Genomic DNA, 18,417 nt, shown 5'->3' with positions numbered 1-18,417 from the left:
ATTATGATTACAACGATAGACACTCTTCTTCTTATGATATATAACATTCATAGGGAAAGGAGCAAGACAACCATGAAAAAGAAATTTGCAGCATTTAGTGTTTTAGCAGCTGGAACGATTTTCGTTTCCCCGTTACTTTCACCCGTATACGCTGAAACGAATGAGAATAAATTATCTAATATTCAATCCGAATTAGAAGGCAAACAAAATGACTTACAAAATAAATCAGCTGAGAAAGAACAAATAGAAAAAGAAATCCAGGAATTACAAAAGAAAATCGACGAATTAACTACTTCTATTAATAAAAACGAAGCTGAATTAAACGATACAAAAAAAGAAATTAGCAACACACAGCAAGTTATTACTGAAAAAAAGAAACATATAGAGCAATTACAAACGAACATAGATACACGACAGGAAGTTATTAAACAACGACTACAATCTATGCAAGAAAAGCCTCGTACGAGTATCATTACAGAAGTAATAACAAGTTCTGCAAATATTGCCGATCTTGTTGATAATATGTATTCTGTAAGTTTAATTTTAAATAACGATACAGATATTGTGAAAAAGCAAACAAGTGATCAGAATGCTGTTACGACAGAAAAAGAAGCTGTTGAGAAAAAAGAGCAGCAATTGAAAGAATCCGAGCAAAAATTAGAACAAAAACAGCAAGAATTACAAAGTAACCAACAACAGCAACAAACTTTTATTAACGATCTACATACGAAAGTAGCAAAAGTAGATTCAGAGATTGAAGGGTTAGAAGAATCAAAAGGCATTTTAGAAAACCAGCGTCAAGCTGTTCAAAAAGCAATTGAAGAAGAAAAACGTGCAGAAGAAGCGCGGAAAGCTGAAGAGGCACGTAAGGCTGAAGAGGCACGTAAGGCTGAGGAAGCAAAAAAACAGGTAGCCGCTTCTGCTAAAGAAAGCACACAATCCGCACCAACACCGCAAGATACGAACAAAGGTGGATTTATTAAACCTGCCGCTGGATCGAAAACTTCAGGATTTGGTACACGTTCTTTAGATAACCATAAAGGAATCGATATCGCAGCTTCAGGAACAGTGCCAATCGTAGCTGCTGCAGATGGCGTCGTTATCCGTTCAGAATTATCATCTAGTTACGGAAATGTTGTATACTTATCTCACCGTATAAACGGAAAAACATATACAACTGTATATGCACATATGAGTAGCCGTTCTGTATCTAATGGACAAACTGTAAAACAAGGCACTCAACTTGGATTTATGGGGAACACTGGCCAATCATACGGACAACATTTACACTTCGAACTTCACCTTGGGGAATGGAATGTCGGTAAGACAAACGCAGTTGATCCATCTCCTTATATCGGATTATAAAAAACTCGGTGCATACCGAGTTTTTTTTACTACTTCACACTTTTTAGGCATTTTACATAAACTACAACTAAATGCCTATATTTTGCGGGGTGATAAATATGAATACACAATTACAAGAAGAAATAGAAGAAGCTAGAGAAACATACATCGGCCGGTTATTTACATTCGGCGGCTCAGCGTTATTTTTAATTGGATCATTTATCGCAGTTGTCACAGCTTATAAAGCATATAATCGCTTATTAAATACTTCTACAACATAATAAAAAGACGGAGAAATCTCCGTCTTTTTATTATGCAAATATTTTAAATACGCCTACCGCATTTAAAAATACGATAATTACAGTTACCGGAATAACATAACGAAGCAAGAAGAACCAAATATTAAACAATGTTTTCCCTTTCGTTTCCGTAACTTCTAATTCCTTCATTAATAGCTCTTTACTCATTTTATTTGGTACAAATAGCGAAATGGCTAGTACTCCGAGTGGCAGTAATACATTACTTACCGAAAAATCGACGAAATCAAAGAATGTCTTACCAAATATTTTCACATCACTCATAATTCCAAACGATAACGCTGATGGAATTCCAACTGCAAAAATAAGAATACCAATTAATAACGAAGCTGACGGACGCTTCTTCTCATTATCTTTCGCAACAGATGCTACTACAATTTCAAGCATTGAAATCGCAGATGTTAAAGTCGCAAAGAAGAATAAAACTAAAAACATAATGAAGAAAAATTGTCCAAATGGAATTTTTGCAAAGACAGCAGGAAGAACGATAAACAGTAGCCCTGGTCCTTCTGTCGGTTTAACTCCTAATGCGAAAATCGCTGGGAAAATCGCTAACCCTGCAAGTACTGTAATAAATACAGTTAAACTTACAATAGATGTTGCTGATTTAGCTAAATGCTCTTCTTTCTTTAAATACGAACTATACGTTACCATTACCGAGGCACCTACCGTTAGTGAGAAGAAAGATTGCCCCATCGCATATAAAATCGTATCTGCTGTAAGCTTTGAAAAATCTGGTTTTAAGAAGAACTCTACCCCAGCCATAGCACCATCAAGTGTTAATGCACGAATAATGATAGCAATAAATAAAATGAATAATAACGGCATCATGTACTTACTTGCTTTTTCTATGCCTTTTTCCACACCTTTACTAACAACAAAAATGGTACAAAGCATAAAGATGAATTGCGCCCCAATCGCACTTACTGGATTTGAAATTGTTTCAGCAAACAATTGTCCATAATCGACTACTCCGTTCCAAAAACTACCTGTGACACTATAGTATAAATAAAGTAAAATCCATCCACCTACAACACTATAAAAAGATAGTACGCTAAAACAAGTAACAACCCCCATACGACCAATCCAAGGATATAACTTGCTATTCGGTACTAATACTTTATAAGCTGTAACGGCCTCTTTTTGAGTACTACGGCCAATAACAAATTCAGCTAAAAGAAGAGGCATACCAATAAATAAAGTTAATAGTAAGAATACAAGGAAGAATGCGCCTCCCCCACCATTACCTGCAACATATGGAAACTTCCATATTGCACCAAGACCTACTGCGGCTCCGGCTGCTGCGAGTACAAAGCCAATTTTCGACGTCCATTGCTGTGTTTCTTTCATCATAAATTCTCCTTTTCTGAATATTATAACTTTTATCAATTATACACTTTCATTTCATACTCGCACACCTCCTTTAGAAAATAAAAAAGTCCCCTACACGCAAATATGCATGTAGAGGACGATATATGTAATAGAATACCGTGGTACCACCTCAATTGGATCAATAAATCCCACTTGTTCAGGTACAGGAAAATTCCGATACCCTATCCTTTTAACGGCGGAACCCGGGTTGCCTACTGCAATGTTCAGCATACCTCTCGCAAGCCCATTCTGTATATTTTATCGTACCGGGCTCACACCTTACCCCAGCTCTCTGAACGCATCAAATATACGTACTCTTCTTGCTCATCGATTTCATCTTTTGAAGTTACTTGTGATTATAAATTATATTTTTATATTTGTAAAGCACAATTCACTCACTATCCTATATAAATTCCCCTCTCTAATTCTTGTAAAAAAAGCTCTCTTTTTTGTTCACTTTGAACATATATCGACTTTAATACTTCTTGTAACAATATATTTTTTTGCCTTTTCTCTACTTGTAATTCTTTCACTTTTAGTCTAACTTCATATAAAAAATCAAGATACGATTCATACTTCTCATCATATTTATTTGCGATATCATCACGAATTTTTTTTGCAAGTTTCGGACTTGCCCCTCCAGTAGAAACAGCTACATTAAGCAATCCACGATGAATTGCCGCCGGAAAATGAACATTTCCACTTTCCGGATTCGTAATAACATTTACCAATTGATTCACTGCGGCATCTTCAGCAATTTGTTCATTTAGTACCGAATCACTAGTCGCTGCAACTACTAAAAAAGCATCTTTAATATCAATTTTCTCATACTCTCTTTGATACCAACGAATTTGCTTTTCTTCTACAAGTTTCACTAAATTTGCATCTAATTCTGTACTTACTACAACAATATCCGCACCTTGTTTTAGTAAAGGAATAATTTTAAACCCCGCTACTTTCCCTCCACCAATGACAACAACACGTTTCTTATCAACTCGCACTGTAAGTGGATACATATTGATCTCCCTTCAATATTTCCTCTGTTTTCTGAATTAACATCTCTCGAAACGCTACATTCTTTCCTAAATAGGGACTTATTTTTATCTCTTCCGACTCATATTGACGCACTTCTTTCTCAACATGTTTCATGAGTAAGCCTGTAAATAATAAGTAAGGTAACACAACAATGTTCCGTTCTTTTTGTTCTACAATTTCTTTCAACCTCTCATCAAACTTCGGCTCCGCGGCTGCTAAATAACAAACTTCCACCTCTTTAATGTTCTCTTCTTTTTGAAATAAAGAAGAAATCCACTTTATGTCTTGTAAAGTTTCCGGATCACTACTCCCTCTTGCAACGAGCAAAAGTGTTACTTCTTCTTTATAGTCTTTAATACCACTTCCGTTATATACCGCTTTTACAAGCACTTCTGATACACCAAATGGATTACCATACACTATTTTGATATCCGGATATTCCTCGTTTAACTTTCGTAATTCAAACGGAATATCTTTCTTTACATGTCCTGCCGCTAATAAAAAAACAGGAATAGCGACAATCTCTGTAGCACCACGCTTCACACATGTACGAAATCCTTCTTCAATAGAAGGATTCGCTAGCTCTAAAAAACAAATTTCTTGAATATTTGCCTCTACACGGTTCATACATGACGTAATAAATGCAACCGCTTCTTCTTTTGCTGCTTTCAAACGGCTTCCATGACATATATATATAACAGCCTTCATTTTACAATACTCCGCTTACTTGATATGCATTTTCCGTTTGTTTCTCAAACCAATGTATCTTTTCTCTAAAACGGACAACTTCTCCAATAACAATCATACTTGGATTTTGAATTCGTTCTTTTTTGGCAACATCTACAATTGTTCCTAACGTCGCTGTAACAGTACGTTGCATAGATGTCGTTCCCCACTCAATGATAGCGGCAGGTGTACTTTGATCTTTTCCATGTTTTATTAGTTGTTCACATATGTAAGGTAAATTACTAACCCCCATATAGACCGCTAATGTATCTACACCTTTCGCTAAACTTTCCCACTTCACTTCCTCTTCAGCCCCTTCTTTCCGGTGCCCTGTCACAACAGCAAAACTTGCACTTGCATCGCGATGCGTTACTGGAATTCCAGCATAAGCAGGAGCAGCTATACCAGCTGAAATACCAGGAATAATTTCAAATGGGATACTTTGCTTCGCTAACGCTTCAGCTTCTTCTCCACCTCTTCCAAATACAAATGGATCTCCGCCCTTAAGTCTCGTTACAACTTTTCCTTTTTTCGCATATTTAATAAGAAATGTGTTAATTGTCTCTTGCTTCATCGTGTGATAATTTGGGAGTTTCCCGCAATAAATTAAATCCGCTTCAGGCTTTGCATGAGAAAGCAATTCTTTATTTACGAGACGGTCGTACAATATAACATCAGCCTTCTCGATGCATCTCAACCCTTTAACAGTAATTAAATCCGGATCACCAGGACCCGCCCCGACGATATAAACCTTCCCCATAATCTCTCCTCATTTCTACTATAAAATGAAACTTCCACTCCTAATCACGAATGGAAGTTACTATTATTTCGTATTACATGTTCTCTACTCATGAATAACAAATGCCGCCCCTTTTCGAATCTTCTTTTTTTCAAACAAAGAAATCTCTTTCACTTCTGGTAACGGTAAAAAATGTTTTTCAAGCTCAATTTCCGCAAGCTTAAATGCCTGTTCTTCACTCTGAGCAACGACAACAATTGGAACAATACTATTTACTAATACAGCTTCAAATCGATATAAGTCCATATTGCCCCTCCTAAGATGCTATTACTTCTTCTAATACACGATTTAGTACAATTTGTAATTCTTCCACTCCAACACGTCCTACGAAATCATAAAACGTTTCGGCTAGTAATTTATTCTTTTGGAAATAACTTAAAAAGGACACGAGAACATCCGGCAAATCTTCTCCATCTATTTTCCCTTTTAACTTTTCGTTATATGCTCCTCCGTCTAATAGTGTTCCGCCCACATATATTTCAAACGCCTCAACGATTCCCTTTTCCTTCGTTTTCAGTTTTATCCCTTGCAAACCAATATCAGCAATTTGACGTTGACCACATGAGTTCGGGCATCCTACCATATGAATTCGAACTGGAACATCGAGTGCAATTTGTGTATCTAAGTACTCTGCGATTTTGCGTAATCTTTCTTTCGTTTCTACTAGCGCAAGATTACAATACTCAATGCCAGTACATGAAACCGCATGACCGATAAACGATTTCGGATTTGCTGAAATTGCTTCAAACAACGGTTCACTTAATAATCCTGCAACATTTTCTGGCGGAACATTCGGAATAATGAAGTTTTGTGAGTTACAAGTTCGAATTTGCCCGTTTCCATATTTCTTTGCAATTCTTGCAATCTCAAACATTTCCTCTGCGTGTAAACGCCCTACTGGTACATTAAAGCCGACATACTTTAATCCTGCTTGTTTTTGATCTTGAACGCCATAAAAGTATCCTGCATTCCATCCTTTGAGAGCACTTTCCCCTTTACTTTGCAATGGGCCTGTGTATTCTACTAGTTTCTCTTTAAATTTCTCAACGCCCCAGTCAGCGACAAGAAATTTCAAACGTGCTAAGTGGCGTTTTTCACGATATCCAAAATCACGGAATATAGTAGCAATTGCAATCGACACTGCCTTCACTTCTTCTGGTAAAACGAATACATCTAATTCTTCCGCTAAGTATGGACGAGCTGATAATCCTCCGCCTATTTTTATATGAAACCCAACCTTTTCCTCACCATTTATTTCTTTCGTAGCAGGTGTAAACGCCACACAGTTAATCTCTGCATTTGCTGAATTATAAATGTTAGAACTAATAGACATTTTGAATTTACGTGGTAGATTAGAAAACTCTTCATTACGTTGGAAGTAATCGTATATTTCTTTAACAATCGATGTTGTATCAAATAGTTCATTCGCATCAATTCCAGCAAGTGGATTTCCTGTAATATTACGCGTAATATCACCGCATGCCCCTGCTGAAGATAAACCAACTCTAGCTAACCTCTTAAAAATATCCGGAATTTGCCCAATTTCTAACCAATGAAACTGAATCGCCTGTCTTGTCGTAATATCTAACACATCACGCCCATAATCTTCAGCAATGGAAGCCAGCACCTCTGCCTGCGCATTTGTAATAATTCCAGAAGGAATGTTGACACGCATCATAAAATAGCCCGCTTCTTTCGGTCTTTGCAAATACAATCCCGCCCATTTAAAAGCGTCCCACTCTTCTTTCGGAATAGATTCAAATCCATTCTCCGCATAGTAAGGAATATCATTAAAGATTTCTAATCCGTCTTTCTCTAATTTCTTTTTCTCTGTTTGATTTAATTTTTCATTATTAGCCCACACTTTTTCATAACTCATCTTTTATCCCCCTATATGAAACTACGCTCTTGTAAGTACTTCACAATTTGCTCTGCACATTCTTCAATAGAATACTTGTGCGTTTCTACAATTAATTCTGCTTGTTTTGGTTCCTCATACGGTGAATCGATACCTGTAAACTCTTTAATATCACCTTTTCTCGCCTTTTTATAAAGTCCTTTCGGATCACGTTTCTCACACTCTTCAATTGGACATTTTACAAACACTTCTATAAACTCATCTGCAGCTAATAGTTCCCTAACTTGTTTTCGGTCTACTCGAAATGGTGAAATAAACGCTGTAAGGACAACAGTTCCTTGATCTACAAATAACTTCGCCACTTCACCAATACGTCTTATATTTTCCATGCGATCACTTTCAGAAAAACCTAAATCTTTATTTAAACCTTGGCGAATATTATCCCCATCTAGCACATAATTTCCGATATTCTTTTCAAACAGTTTGCGAGCAACCGCATTCGCTACTGTAGATTTACCCGAAGCTGATAAACCAGTAAACCAAACTACAAAACTGTGATGCCCATTCTTCACTCTTCTCTCATCTTTTGAAACAGAAGCTGTATGCCAAGTAATATTCGTATCCATCTCATTCTCTCCCTATTCTGTTACTACTTCTTTTTTCAAACCTTTAATTAGCACTTCCACTACTTCTTTACGACTAAATGTACTTGGCGGAATCTCACCATTCCTTAACATTTCTCGTACTTTCGTACCCGATAAGATGACACGGTCTTCTTTTCCATGCGGACATGTTTTCGTTGAAGCCATTGCTTCACATTTCGTGCAGTAAAAACTATGTTCAAAAAATAACGGCGTAATCCCTAACTCTTCTACTGTAAAATTCGTAAAGATTTCCTGCGCTTCATATGTTCCGTAATAGTCTCCTACCCCAGCATGATCACGCCCTACAATAAAGTGGGTACAACCAAAGTTCTTTCTTACTAGTGCATGAAATATCGCTTCCCTTGGTCCTGCGTAACGCATTGCTGCAGGAAATACACCTAAAAAGACACGATCTTTCGGATAATAGTTTTGAAGTAATACTTCATAGCTTTCCATCCTTACATCAGCAGGAATATCATCTGACTTCGTTTCCCCAACGAGCGGATTTAAAAAGAGACCATCTACAATTTCAAGGGCAGATTTTTGAATATACTCATGGGCACGATGTACTGGGTTTCTCGTTTGAAATCCAACTACTGTTTTCCAAGCGCGTTTTTTAAATTCTTCTCTCGTTTCAATTGGATCTAAATGATAAGAAGGAAACGGATTATTTCCAAAGCGTTTTGTAAGAATAATAGCTCCTCCAACGTAAACATTTGGTCGTTCATATAATTTTTTCACCCCTGGATGTGCTTCATCCGTCGTTTTATATACAAGTAACGCTTCTTTTTCTTTATCTGGTACAAAAATATCTTCTATTTGAATAACACCATATACATTTCCGGCGTTGACAAGTTTTACTTCCTCTCCAACCTGCAGTTTCTCCGCTACTTCTTCTGTTACCGGTAGTGTAATCGGTATACTCCATACGCTACCATTTGCTAAACGAAGCGTTTCTACTACTGAATCATAATCTCTCTCCCCTAAAAATCCTGTAAGAGGGCTATATCCTCCTGTCGCCAAAAGTTCTAAATCACTAAGTGCAATTTTGTCTATCTCGATTTCCTTTACAATGTTCGATATTTCATATGTTTCATCAATGCGGTTTACTAATTCATTTGTTGTACTCATCTTCTTATATCCCTTCTTAGCTTTATTTCAAAATCTATCTCATTGAAAGTGAAGGCCACATTCCGTCTTCATTTTCCCAGCCCATCTTCCATCTCTTGAGTTGCCACCATCACCTACAGGTAATGTACATTTCTCACACCCAATACTCGGATAGCCAACATCATGCAATGGGTTATACGGCAAACTATGTTTATATACATATCGCCAAACTTCTTTCCAAGTCCAATGAATGAGCGGACAAACTTTAATAGATTGAAAACGACGATCTTGATTTATAAACTGTGTATGCTTACGCGTTTCTGATTGTTCCCTTCTTAAGCCTGATATCCACGCTTTTTCCGCTGCTAATGATTTTTCTAACGGTAAAATTTTTCTAATACTACAGCAAAGATTCGGATTACTTTCCCATAACTTCTCTCCATGAAGCTTCGCTTGTTCATCGAGTGTAAGTTCTGGCTGTTTTTCTATAATATTTAATGAAGGAAATCTCTCGCGTACCTTCTTAATTAATTCGTACGTTTCTTGAAAATGAACATTTGTATCCAAAAATACAACTTTAGCAGATGGATTTACTTGGTTTATAAGATGTAATAAAGCCATTCCCTCCACCCCAAAGCTACATGCATATACAATTTCATCTTTATATTCGTTATAAGCCCAACTTAATACTGATAGCGCGCCTTTCGTTTCATCTTCTTCAGAAAATGAAACACTATTTTCTTTCCACGTTTCGTACGTCAACATGTTTTTTCCCCCTGTAAAAGCAAAAAGACGGCTTTAACCTATTAAAAATAGATTAAAACCGCCTCTAGTTTTTCTAGTCAGCGCTTTTTACTTTAAACGAACCTTTTCACTTTTTTCTAATTGAATCACTTTTCCATCTTGCACAACAATTGTAATGGAACCATATTTCATATCAGCAAGCATCGCTTGAATTTTCTCAGATACTTCATCAAAATGCTCCCGTACGCTCACGCAAACAGCCCCCCCTTTTTATTCATAAAAAAAATCTTTCCCATTTCGAAAAGACTGTTCGGTAATATATTTTACCTTATCTTTCAAAATGGATTCCATTTTGCTGGATTTAGCACCTTGCTTTCTATAAGCAGGTTGCCGAGCTTCGTAGGGCCAGTTCCCTCAGCTTCTCTTGATAAGCTTTGTATTTGTATTTTATCACAATTCTGATTTTTTTCAATCCTAGTTTTCCGATATATTTAATTATTTTTCTTTTTTTAAAAGGAGTTGCCTTTACTAGACAACTCCTTCTTTCTCATTCACACCAGCTCTTTAATACGTATGCGATCGTTCCCAATGATATTTTCATATGTTTCACGTTCTACGACAATTTGTGACGTCCCGCCTTTTGCAAAGACGACAGCTGGTCTACGAATACGATTATAATTATTCGCCATCGAGTACCCATATGCCCCCGTACAAGAAATTGCTAGTAAATCAGAAGAAGCAACTTGCGGTAAGTTAATATCCCAAATCAGCATATCTCCACTTTCACAGCATTTCCCAGCAATCGAAACGAGTTCCTCATTCTCATCATTCCCTCGATTCGCCAACATCGCCTCATAACGGGCTCCGTATAGAGCTGGTCTTAAATTATCTGTCATTCCACCATCGACTGAAACATATTTCCGAATGCCAGGAATCTCTTTCACCGCTCCGACTGTATAAAGGGTTGTTCCCGCATCACCTACAATACTACGACCTGGTTCAATCCATACTTCTGGAAGCGGATATTCACATAATGTAAATTGTTCTCTTATCGTACTTGTTACAGCGTGCACATACGTTTCAAGTGTTAACGGTGTATCTGAATCCGTATAACGTATACCGAAACCTCCGCCCACATTTAATACTTTCATCACATAATGTGTTCGCTCTCTCACTTCTTCTAAAAATTGGCGGAGTACTTCAATTGCTCGAACAAATCCAGCCGTTTCAAATATTTGTGATCCGATGTGCGAGTGAATTCCTAGCACATTATAATTTGATTTTTGCAAGGCAAGCTCAATTGCTTGCATCGCTTGACCATTTGAAACACCAAATCCAAATTTCGAATCCTCTTGACCTGTTGTTATATATTCGTGTGTATGTGCCTCTACTCCAGGCGTTACACGGATTAATATGTTCACAAATTTCCCATGTTGCATTGCTAAATCGTGCAAGATTTCTAATTCTAAGAAATTATCTACTACAAAACAACCGATATTCGCCTGAAGAGCCATAATCATTTCTTCTTCTGTTTTATTATTTCCGTGAAAATGAATACGCGATGCCGGAAAACCAGCTTGGAGCGCAGTATATAATTCTCCTCCAGAAACAACATCTAAAGACATATTCTCTTCACGAGCTACTCGGCACATCTCCATGCACAAGAACGCCTTGCTTGCATATGCTACTTGATAAGAGAAACCACTTTCTTTAAAAGCACGATGAAACGCGCGGCACTTTCCTCGAATAGACTCTTCATCGTATACATAAAGTGGTGTTCCGTATTGTTTTGCTAGCTGCGTCGTATCGCACCCACCAATTTCTAAGTGTCCTTGCCCATTGATTCGGCTTGTGCCGTGTAAATACATTTAAATTCCTCCCTTATTTCCTCTAAAACTCATAACCCCAATCTTCTATTCATTGCAGCACGCTTTTAGATAGACAAAAAACGCGCGGAACAATGTTCACACGCGTTTCTTATTAGGAAAAATATATATTGAAAAAATAAACGAGTTGTTATCTTCTCAAAATAAGAAACCGCATCAACATCTCCAAATAGCTCTTCATAAAATAAATCTTATGACAGTACTACATTTATTCAATGCAGTCCCAATATATGAATAAGATGGTTATTCTTATATTTCGGCAATAGTCCCTTTCAACCTATGATCACAGATTCCACTAAATCTCCCATAGCTTACTCTTTCCTATCGCGGCCTCTACCTTTGAGAGTAGATGAGGTAAGTCTATTTAATTTTCAAACATCTAATTGTTGCTATTAACAATACCAAAGGACCATTTTATTTGTCAAACAATTTTTTATATTGTTTTTTTACAGTTTAATTTTGTATCATTTGGTAAGCGCTTTACTGAAACCTTTGTCACTTCCCATTCGCCCTCTTCGTTATTAAATGTAATCGTTACCTTCTCAAATGGTGGAACAATTTTCCCACCAACCTGTTCATACTTCGTTACTTCAATACTCGCTTGAAATAAATATGTACCACTATACACTTTTTTTAAACTAATAATTTTAGGACATTGATAAGGCTTCAAGCTCCCATATTGTTTTTCAATTGCCTTATTTATTTTTGGAAATAAAACAGAATAAAGGGCATCTTCCATAAGGGGTGCATCATATTGTGCTACCGACACACTCGGTGAAGCAAAAAGTATAACACTACTGCATACTATAAAATATAATAATTTTCGCATTATAACCTCCGTTTTATTACTCGATTCTTTTTGCGCACGATAATTATCATACATAGAAACTCCGTTTTATTGTCTCCCACTGCCCTTTTTCTACTCAATTATTATAAAAAAGCCCACAACTCTCTTTTATTTTCGTATAATGATACTCATAGTATAATAAACATAATAACAAAGGACTGTTCGTATATATAAAATGAGGCGCTAATCAAACCGGCTCACAAGAACCGTCATGCTTTTAGGAGAGGAGTATATTATGCTACAAAATCTGTTTCCAAAACTGCGATTTGCACTAGTTGCAGTCGTTTTATTATGGATAAAAACATATATTGTGTACAAGCTAGCATTTGATATTAGAATTGATAACTTCTTTGAAGAGTTTATGCTTTTTATTAATCCACTAGCTTCGTTACTTTTATTTTTTGGTTTCGCTTTACTTGCATCTAAGTACCGAAACCGAATTATTATTGTAATTAGTTTTATACTGTCATTTATTTTATTTGGAAATGCAATGTTTTACGGGTTCTATAACGATTTTGTTACTTTCCCTGTTTTATTCCAAACAAATAATATGGCTGACTTAGGGACGAGTATAAAAGAACTCTTTACGTATAAAACATTACTTTTATTTGCAGACGCAATTATTTTAATGTTTATTTCGCGTAAATTCCCATCATTTGGTGATAAAACACCCCTTTCTCGCTCTGAGAAGCGAACTTTCTTTAGCGGTGTAACAGTATTATTAGCACTACAAATTGTTGTTTCAGTTATATATAAACCACAAATGTTCTCACGCTCATTTGATCGTCAAACTGTCGTGAAAAATTTAGGGTTATACACATATCATCTATTTGATATTACACTTCAATCTAAGTCTTCAGCTGAGCGTGTATTTGCAAGTGGAGACGGGTTCTCTGAAATTAAAAACTATACAGACTCAAAAGATAAACAAGTTGATAAAAACTTATTTGGAGCTGCAAAGGGTAAAAATGTAATTTTAATTTCAATGGAATCTACACAAAGTTTTGTTATTAATAAAAAAATAAATGGAAAAGAGATTACTCCATTTTTAAATGAGTTTATAAAAGATAGTTTTTATTTCGATAACTTCTATCATCAAACGGGACAAGGTAAAACTTCTGATGCTGAATTTATCGTTGAAAATTCCCTTTATCCGTTAGACCGTGGTTCTGTATTCTTTACTCATGCAACAAATGAATACACTGCCACACCAGAACAATTAAAGAAATACGGATATTCTTCTGCTGTCTTCCATTCAAACGATAAAACGTTTTGGAATCGTGACGTAATGTATCCAGCGCTTGGATATGATCGTTACTTTAATTTAAATGATTACGCAGGCACTGAACAAATGTCTGTCGGTTGGGGATTAAAAGATAAAGAGTTCTTTGAACAATCTATTCCAAAATTAAAATCTTTACCACAACCGTTCTATACGAAATTTATTACTTTAACAAACCATTTTCCATTTCTTCTAAATCCAGAAGATCAATATGTTGATGAATTTAATTCCGAAAGTGGTGTTTTAAATCGCTACTTCCCAACCGTTCGTTACACGGATGAAGCTCTTAAATTATTTATTAAACAATTGAAAGACGAAGGACTATATGATAATTCCGTTATTGTCATTTATGGTGATCATTACGGCATTTCTGAAAACCATAATGCAGCTATGGCTCAGTTCCTTGGGAAAGACGCTATTACACCGTTTGATTCTATGCAATTACAACGCGTCCCTCTCATTATTCATGTGCCTGGCCAAGAGGGAAAGGTCATCTCTAAAGTATCTGGTCAAATTGATATTAAACCAACGTTACTTCATTTACTTGGTATTAAAACGAATCAATCAGTTGAATTTGGAACTGACTTATTTATAAAAGAAAAAGATCCTCTTATGGTAATGCGCGATGGTAGTTTTGTAACAGAGGATTATGTGTACACAAAAAATATGTGCTACAAAAAAAGCTCCGGTGAAGAGGCAGATGTAGCGCTATGTCAGCCGTATATTGAAAAAGCAAAAACAGATTTAAAACTCTCTGACAAACTGATTTATGGAGATTTATTACGGTTCGATCCTAACAATCGATATAAAACTGGAACGATGACAACGAAATTTGAATAATGTTAGAAGCAACTTTGTGAAAAGTTGCTTCTTTTTTACTTACACTTCAAATCTTTCACAAATTGGGAATTTTTTTCGTTTGAGAAAGAAATTTATGGTATGATAAAATAAGTAAACTTTCATACACTAATTAAGAATTTATAACAGAAAGCAAGGGATCAGATTTTGTATAGAGCAGCTATTCCAAACTTATTTACGCTCGGGAATTTATATAGCGGATTTTTGTCAATCGGCTATGCATCTTTAGGATATTATAAATCAGCTGCTATTTTAGTACTGATCGGGATGATGTTAGATAGTCTTGATGGTCGTGTCGCTCGTTTATTACGCGTTGATTCACAAATGGGAAAAGAGCTTGATTCACTCGCGGATGTTGTAACATTTGGCGCAGCACCTGCTGTTTTAATGTATTACACATCTTTTTCCAACTACGGAATCATTGGACTATACATAGCGGGATTATTCCCTCTGTTCGGAGCATATCGCTTAGCACGATTTAATGTAACACCATCTTCTACTTCTATGAAATATTTCACTGGAGTTCCGATTACTGCAGCAGGAGGGCTTGTTGCTTTCTTAACATTATTTTCACATACCATTCCAAAAATCGTTCTCATTACCGTATTTGTAACGTTCGCATTTTTAATGGTGAGCCGTGTTCGTATCCCAAGTTTAAAAGATGTACCAATTCCACGATATAGCATAATTATTACACTATTTTTAGTTGGAATTATTATCACAATGTACCAAACAAGTTTTGGCAACATTTCTGTTTTCTTATTCATTGCCATTCCACTATACATTTTGTATATGTTATCTCAATTTATTAGACAAAGACCTTCTAAAAAAGCGAATAAAGAAAAATAAAAAAACCTTCCGTATTTCGGAAGGTTTCTTTTTTATTTTGTAACTAATACTTTTTGATTTACAGGTGTTACAGGTTCTTCACCATTTAATACAGCTAAAATATTTCTTACTGCCATTTCAGCCATTGCATCACGTGTTTCGAATGTTGCATTTCCTACGTGAGGAGCAAGTACTACATTCTTTAATCCTTTTAGCTCTTCTGTAATTTTCGGTTCAAATTCAAATACGTCAAGAGCTGCACCTTCAATTTCATTCGTTTTTAGTGCATGAGCAAGTGCTGATTCATTCATAATTGGTCCACGTGAAGCATTTATAATATATGCTGTTTTCTTCATCATTTTAAACTGTTCTTCATCAATCATATGATGTAATTTCGGATTATAAGCACAGTTAATTGTAATAAAGTCCGCTGTTTGTAATAATTCTTCCAACGTTACGTATGTCGCTTCCAGCTCACTTTCAGCTTCAGGCTTTCGATTTGGTCCTGTATATATAACATTCATTCCAAATGCTCTCGCACGCTTTGCAACTGCCTTCCCGATTTCTCCAAGGCCAATAATTCCGATTGTCTTACCGTGTACTTCGCGGCCCAAGAAGAATAACGGTGCCCATCCGTTAAATCCAGTTGTACGACATAACGTATCACCTTCAGGAATTCTACGTGCCGCTGCTAAAAGCAGTGCAAACGTTAATTCTGCTGTTGCCTCTGTAGATACTTTCGGCGTATTTGTAACAGCAATACCCTTTTCTCCAGCATATGTGTAATCAATATTATCGTAACCAGCACCATAATTTGCGATAATTTTCAAGTTTGGTGCTGCGTCAATAACCTCTTTCGATACCTTCGTAGAAAGTAAGCTTAAAAGTGCATCTTTATCTTTTACACGTTCTGCTAACTCTTCTACACTAATTAATTCTTCTTTATTGTACATTTCTACATCATGATTTTTCAATAATTCTAATCCGATTTCTGGAATTTTCCCTGCTACTAATATTTTCGCCACTACTAACACCTCTTCTATACAAAATATGATATCTCTTATATTTCATTGTAAGAAATCTACATATAAAAACCAAGGAATTTGATTATAGTTTTGAAAATCGACACTTTTCCATAAAAAAAGAGGAGATGCAACTCTCCCCTCTTTTTACGCTTTTTCTTGCGATTCTTTCCCAAGCTTCGCATCGATTGTTCCTTCTGCAACTGTATCGCTAATTTGTTCCTCAATAACTGAGTTAACAGTATTATTTGTTTCAGAAGTATAGGCTTGATCTGCCGCTTGTACGTTTTGTTTATTTTGTTGTTTCACCATTTTTCATCCTCCTTTTCATTCTTTCTTATTTTGAACAAAAAGGGTGATTTTCATCAAAAAATCGTGTTTCATTTTGAAATTATTACTTCTTCTTCAAGCAATCTCATCGTTCTTACTCGTTTCGTAAATGTAGCTATGTGAGAAATATCATGATTGCGTAATGTCTTTATATTCTCTTCCACATACTTTCCTAAATCATTCGGATAATGGGCATCTGAGGATAGAGTAATCGGAACTCCATGCTTAGCTAATACTTGTAAATAAAGCGGACTTGGGCACATTTCGCGCACAGGATATCGATAGTACAATCCCGCATTTATTTCTGTTGCTGTATTTGTTTTCACTAACGCACGAGCAATTTCCTTATAATAAGAAAGCTGTTCATTCTCATCTAACCGGTAATTAAATACTTTTATGTTATCGAGGTGAGCTATAATATCAAAAAGCTCGGAACGAACAGCACTTTCAACTGTAGCGAAAAACGTGTGATATAAAGTATGTAACTCATGCGTACCAAAATACTCTTTCGTATCTGGATTATCAAATCCCCATCCATCTATAAAATGGACCGAACCGATTACATAATCAAAGTCTCCTAATGCTAGTAAACCTTTTAACTCTTGTTCACCCCCGATAAAATAATCCGCTTCAATTCCAAGTTTGAGCGTTATCCCTCGTTTACTCCATCGCTCTTTTGCCTCTTCAATCGCCTTTGTAAAATCATAAATAGACGTTACTCTTACTTGATCTAACCATTCTTTTTGCAGGCGACCAAGCTTAGAATCACTAATATCTACATACTTTTCATAATATCCTTTCGCTTCATGAAAACGATATAAATGATCGACAATACCAACTTCTTTTATACCTTTTCGCACAGCTTCTTCTAAATATAAATCAATCCATTTCGCTGTAAATGGACCTTCCTTCACACGTCTTTGCAGGCGTTCTTGTGTTTTCATAAGCCATTCCATAGAATGTTTTTCTTCTTTAAGCGGTTCAAAATATTGTAGCGCATCATTTATTTTAGCTAGCCACCCTATTGAATATGGTCCTTCTTCTAAATGAATGTGATAGTCCACTTTCATCCATATTCCCCCTTATAATGTATCTATTTCTCTTCTGTCCCCTACTCGCGAAAGCTTTCCATTTCTTTCTTTCACTTCTTGCATGACATCTTCTAATGGAATATTTTTTTCGGCTAATAGAACAAAACAGTGATAGAACACATCAACCATTTCTTTTACTATTTCTTCTTTATCATTATTTTTAGACGCAATAATTACTTCGGTGCACTCCTCACCAATTTTCTTTAAAATTTTATCTTCACCTTTTGAAAATAAATAATTCGTATATGATTCAGAGAGTGGATTTTTCTTTCGTTCTTCAATTGTTTCAAATAATAACTTAAGGATATCTTCCATATGTATCCCC

At 36.0% G+C, this 18,417-nt stretch carries 20 protein-coding genes, 2 riboswitches and 1 other annotated feature; of the genes, 4 read left to right on the top strand and 16 right to left on the bottom strand.

The genetic code is table 11. From position 1 onward, the window contains the following. Positions 1–72 precede the first annotated feature (72 nt). Together MR155_RS06915 and MR155_RS06910 are read left to right on the top strand one after the other, a co-directional pair. On the top strand, positions 73–1,365 hold the full coding sequence (locus MR155_RS06915; protein WP_242308976.1) for a murein hydrolase activator EnvC family protein: 1,293 nt from the start codon (positions 73–75) through the stop codon (positions 1,363–1,365). Positions 1,366–1,463: 98 nt separating this feature from the next. Continuing rightward, a complete protein-coding gene (locus MR155_RS06910; protein WP_002158647.1) occupies positions 1,464–1,625 on the top strand; it encodes a hypothetical protein in 162 nt (53 codons plus the stop codon). A 30-nt stretch (positions 1,626–1,655) separates the two neighbouring features. Here the strand turns inward: MR155_RS06910 and MR155_RS06905 are convergent, their stop codons facing one another. The 12 genes from MR155_RS06905 to MR155_RS06850 form a co-directional block, all read right to left on the bottom strand. Further along, positions 1,656–3,011, bottom strand: coding sequence for a sodium-dependent transporter (locus MR155_RS06905; protein WP_002086712.1), 1,356 nt, complete (start codon positions 3,009–3,011; stop codon positions 1,656–1,658). Positions 3,012–3,122: 111 nt separating this feature from the next. Further along, positions 3,123–3,369: a binding site (T-box leader), on the bottom strand. A gap of 61 nt (positions 3,370–3,430) precedes the next feature. After that, entirely contained in the window at positions 3,431–4,048 is a 618-nt protein-coding gene (locus MR155_RS06900; protein ID WP_242308974.1) for an NAD(P)-binding protein, read from the bottom strand. Beyond that, on the bottom strand, positions 4,023–4,775 hold the full coding sequence (locus MR155_RS06895; RefSeq protein WP_002030685.1) for a sirohydrochlorin chelatase: 753 nt from the start codon (positions 4,773–4,775) through the stop codon (positions 4,023–4,025). Before MR155_RS06895 ends, MR155_RS06900 begins: the two co-directional genes overlap by 26 nt. A 1-nt stretch (position 4,776) precedes the next feature. Continuing rightward, a complete protein-coding gene (gene cobA / locus MR155_RS06890) occupies positions 4,777–5,553 on the bottom strand; it encodes a uroporphyrinogen-III C-methyltransferase (RefSeq protein ID WP_002030683.1) in 777 nt (258 codons plus the stop codon). An 84-nt stretch (positions 5,554–5,637) separates the two neighbouring features. Continuing rightward, positions 5,638–5,838, bottom strand: a complete 201-nt coding sequence (locus MR155_RS06885; protein WP_000366913.1) for a DUF3906 family protein — start codon at positions 5,836–5,838, stop codon at positions 5,638–5,640. 10 nt (positions 5,839–5,848) lie between these two features. After that, a complete protein-coding gene (locus tag MR155_RS06880) occupies positions 5,849–7,471 on the bottom strand; it encodes a nitrite/sulfite reductase (protein WP_242308973.1) in 1,623 nt (540 codons plus the stop codon). A gap of 11 nt (positions 7,472–7,482) precedes the next feature. Further along, on the bottom strand, positions 7,483–8,076 hold the full coding sequence (gene cysC / locus MR155_RS06875) for an adenylyl-sulfate kinase (RefSeq protein WP_002011691.1): 594 nt from the start codon (positions 8,074–8,076) through the stop codon (positions 7,483–7,485). Positions 8,077–8,088: 12 nt separating this feature from the next. Next, a complete protein-coding gene (gene sat, locus MR155_RS06870; protein WP_113937016.1) occupies positions 8,089–9,225 on the bottom strand; it encodes a sulfate adenylyltransferase in 1,137 nt (378 codons plus the stop codon). Positions 9,226–9,264: 39 nt separating this feature from the next. After that, a complete protein-coding gene (locus tag MR155_RS06865; protein ID WP_219301801.1) occupies positions 9,265–9,969 on the bottom strand; it encodes a phosphoadenylyl-sulfate reductase in 705 nt (234 codons plus the stop codon). Between the two features lie 87 nt (positions 9,970–10,056). Further along, complete coding sequence (locus tag MR155_RS06860) at positions 10,057–10,200, bottom strand: YezD family protein (protein WP_000116159.1); 144 nt, start codon at positions 10,198–10,200, stop codon at positions 10,057–10,059. A 73-nt stretch (positions 10,201–10,273) separates the two neighbouring features. Then, positions 10,274–10,382: riboswitch (SAM riboswitch) on the bottom strand. 117 nt (positions 10,383–10,499) lie between these two features. Further along, a complete protein-coding gene (lysA, locus tag MR155_RS06855; RefSeq protein WP_219301800.1) occupies positions 10,500–11,816 on the bottom strand; it encodes a diaminopimelate decarboxylase in 1,317 nt (438 codons plus the stop codon). 180 nt (positions 11,817–11,996) lie between these two features. Further along, positions 11,997–12,178, bottom strand: a riboswitch (Lysine riboswitch). Between the two features lie 89 nt (positions 12,179–12,267). Further along, positions 12,268–12,663: a DUF3888 domain-containing protein gene (locus MR155_RS06850; RefSeq protein WP_016092994.1), complete on the bottom strand. Its 396-nt coding sequence runs from the start codon at positions 12,661–12,663 to the stop codon at positions 12,268–12,270. Positions 12,664–12,916: 253 nt separating this feature from the next. On the opposite strand from MR155_RS06850, the gene MR155_RS06845 reads away from it, so the two are divergent. Both MR155_RS06845 and pssA read left to right on the top strand, forming a co-directional pair. Beyond that, on the top strand, positions 12,917–14,803 hold the full coding sequence (locus tag MR155_RS06845) for an LTA synthase family protein (RefSeq protein WP_242308971.1): 1,887 nt from the start codon (positions 12,917–12,919) through the stop codon (positions 14,801–14,803). A gap of 165 nt (positions 14,804–14,968) precedes the next feature. Then, a complete protein-coding gene (gene pssA / locus MR155_RS06840) occupies positions 14,969–15,670 on the top strand; it encodes a CDP-diacylglycerol--serine O-phosphatidyltransferase (RefSeq protein WP_002011698.1) in 702 nt (233 codons plus the stop codon). 32 nt (positions 15,671–15,702) lie between these two features. Here the strand turns inward: pssA and MR155_RS06835 are convergent, their stop codons facing one another. The 4 genes from MR155_RS06835 to hisE all read right to left on the bottom strand — a co-directional run bounded on the left by MR155_RS06835 (position 15,703) and on the right by hisE (position 18,407). Then, the gene (locus tag MR155_RS06835) at positions 15,703–16,683 is read right to left on the bottom strand and encodes a 2-hydroxyacid dehydrogenase family protein (protein WP_215588872.1); all 981 of its coding nucleotides are present in this window, start codon (positions 16,681–16,683) and stop codon (positions 15,703–15,705) included. Positions 16,684–16,818: 135 nt separating this feature from the next. Beyond that, entirely contained in the window at positions 16,819–16,983 is a 165-nt protein-coding gene (locus MR155_RS06830; protein ID WP_242308969.1) for a YozQ family protein, read from the bottom strand. Between the two features lie 68 nt (positions 16,984–17,051). Next, positions 17,052–18,071, bottom strand: a complete 1,020-nt coding sequence (locus MR155_RS06825) for a histidinol phosphate phosphatase domain-containing protein (protein ID WP_242308966.1) — start codon at positions 18,069–18,071, stop codon at positions 17,052–17,054. Between the two features lie 12 nt (positions 18,072–18,083). Then, complete coding sequence (gene hisE, locus MR155_RS06820) at positions 18,084–18,407, bottom strand: phosphoribosyl-ATP diphosphatase (RefSeq protein WP_002011702.1); 324 nt, start codon at positions 18,405–18,407, stop codon at positions 18,084–18,086. Between the last annotated feature and the right edge of the window lie 10 nt (positions 18,408–18,417).

Source organism: Bacillus cereus group sp. BfR-BA-01331, from assembly GCF_022663915.1.
Lineage (GTDB): Bacteria > Bacillota > Bacilli > Bacillales > Bacillaceae_G > Bacillus_A > Bacillus_A mycoides.
The sequence above is the reverse complement of the archived record's forward strand: the minus strand, read 5'-3'. Positions and strand labels throughout refer to the sequence as shown.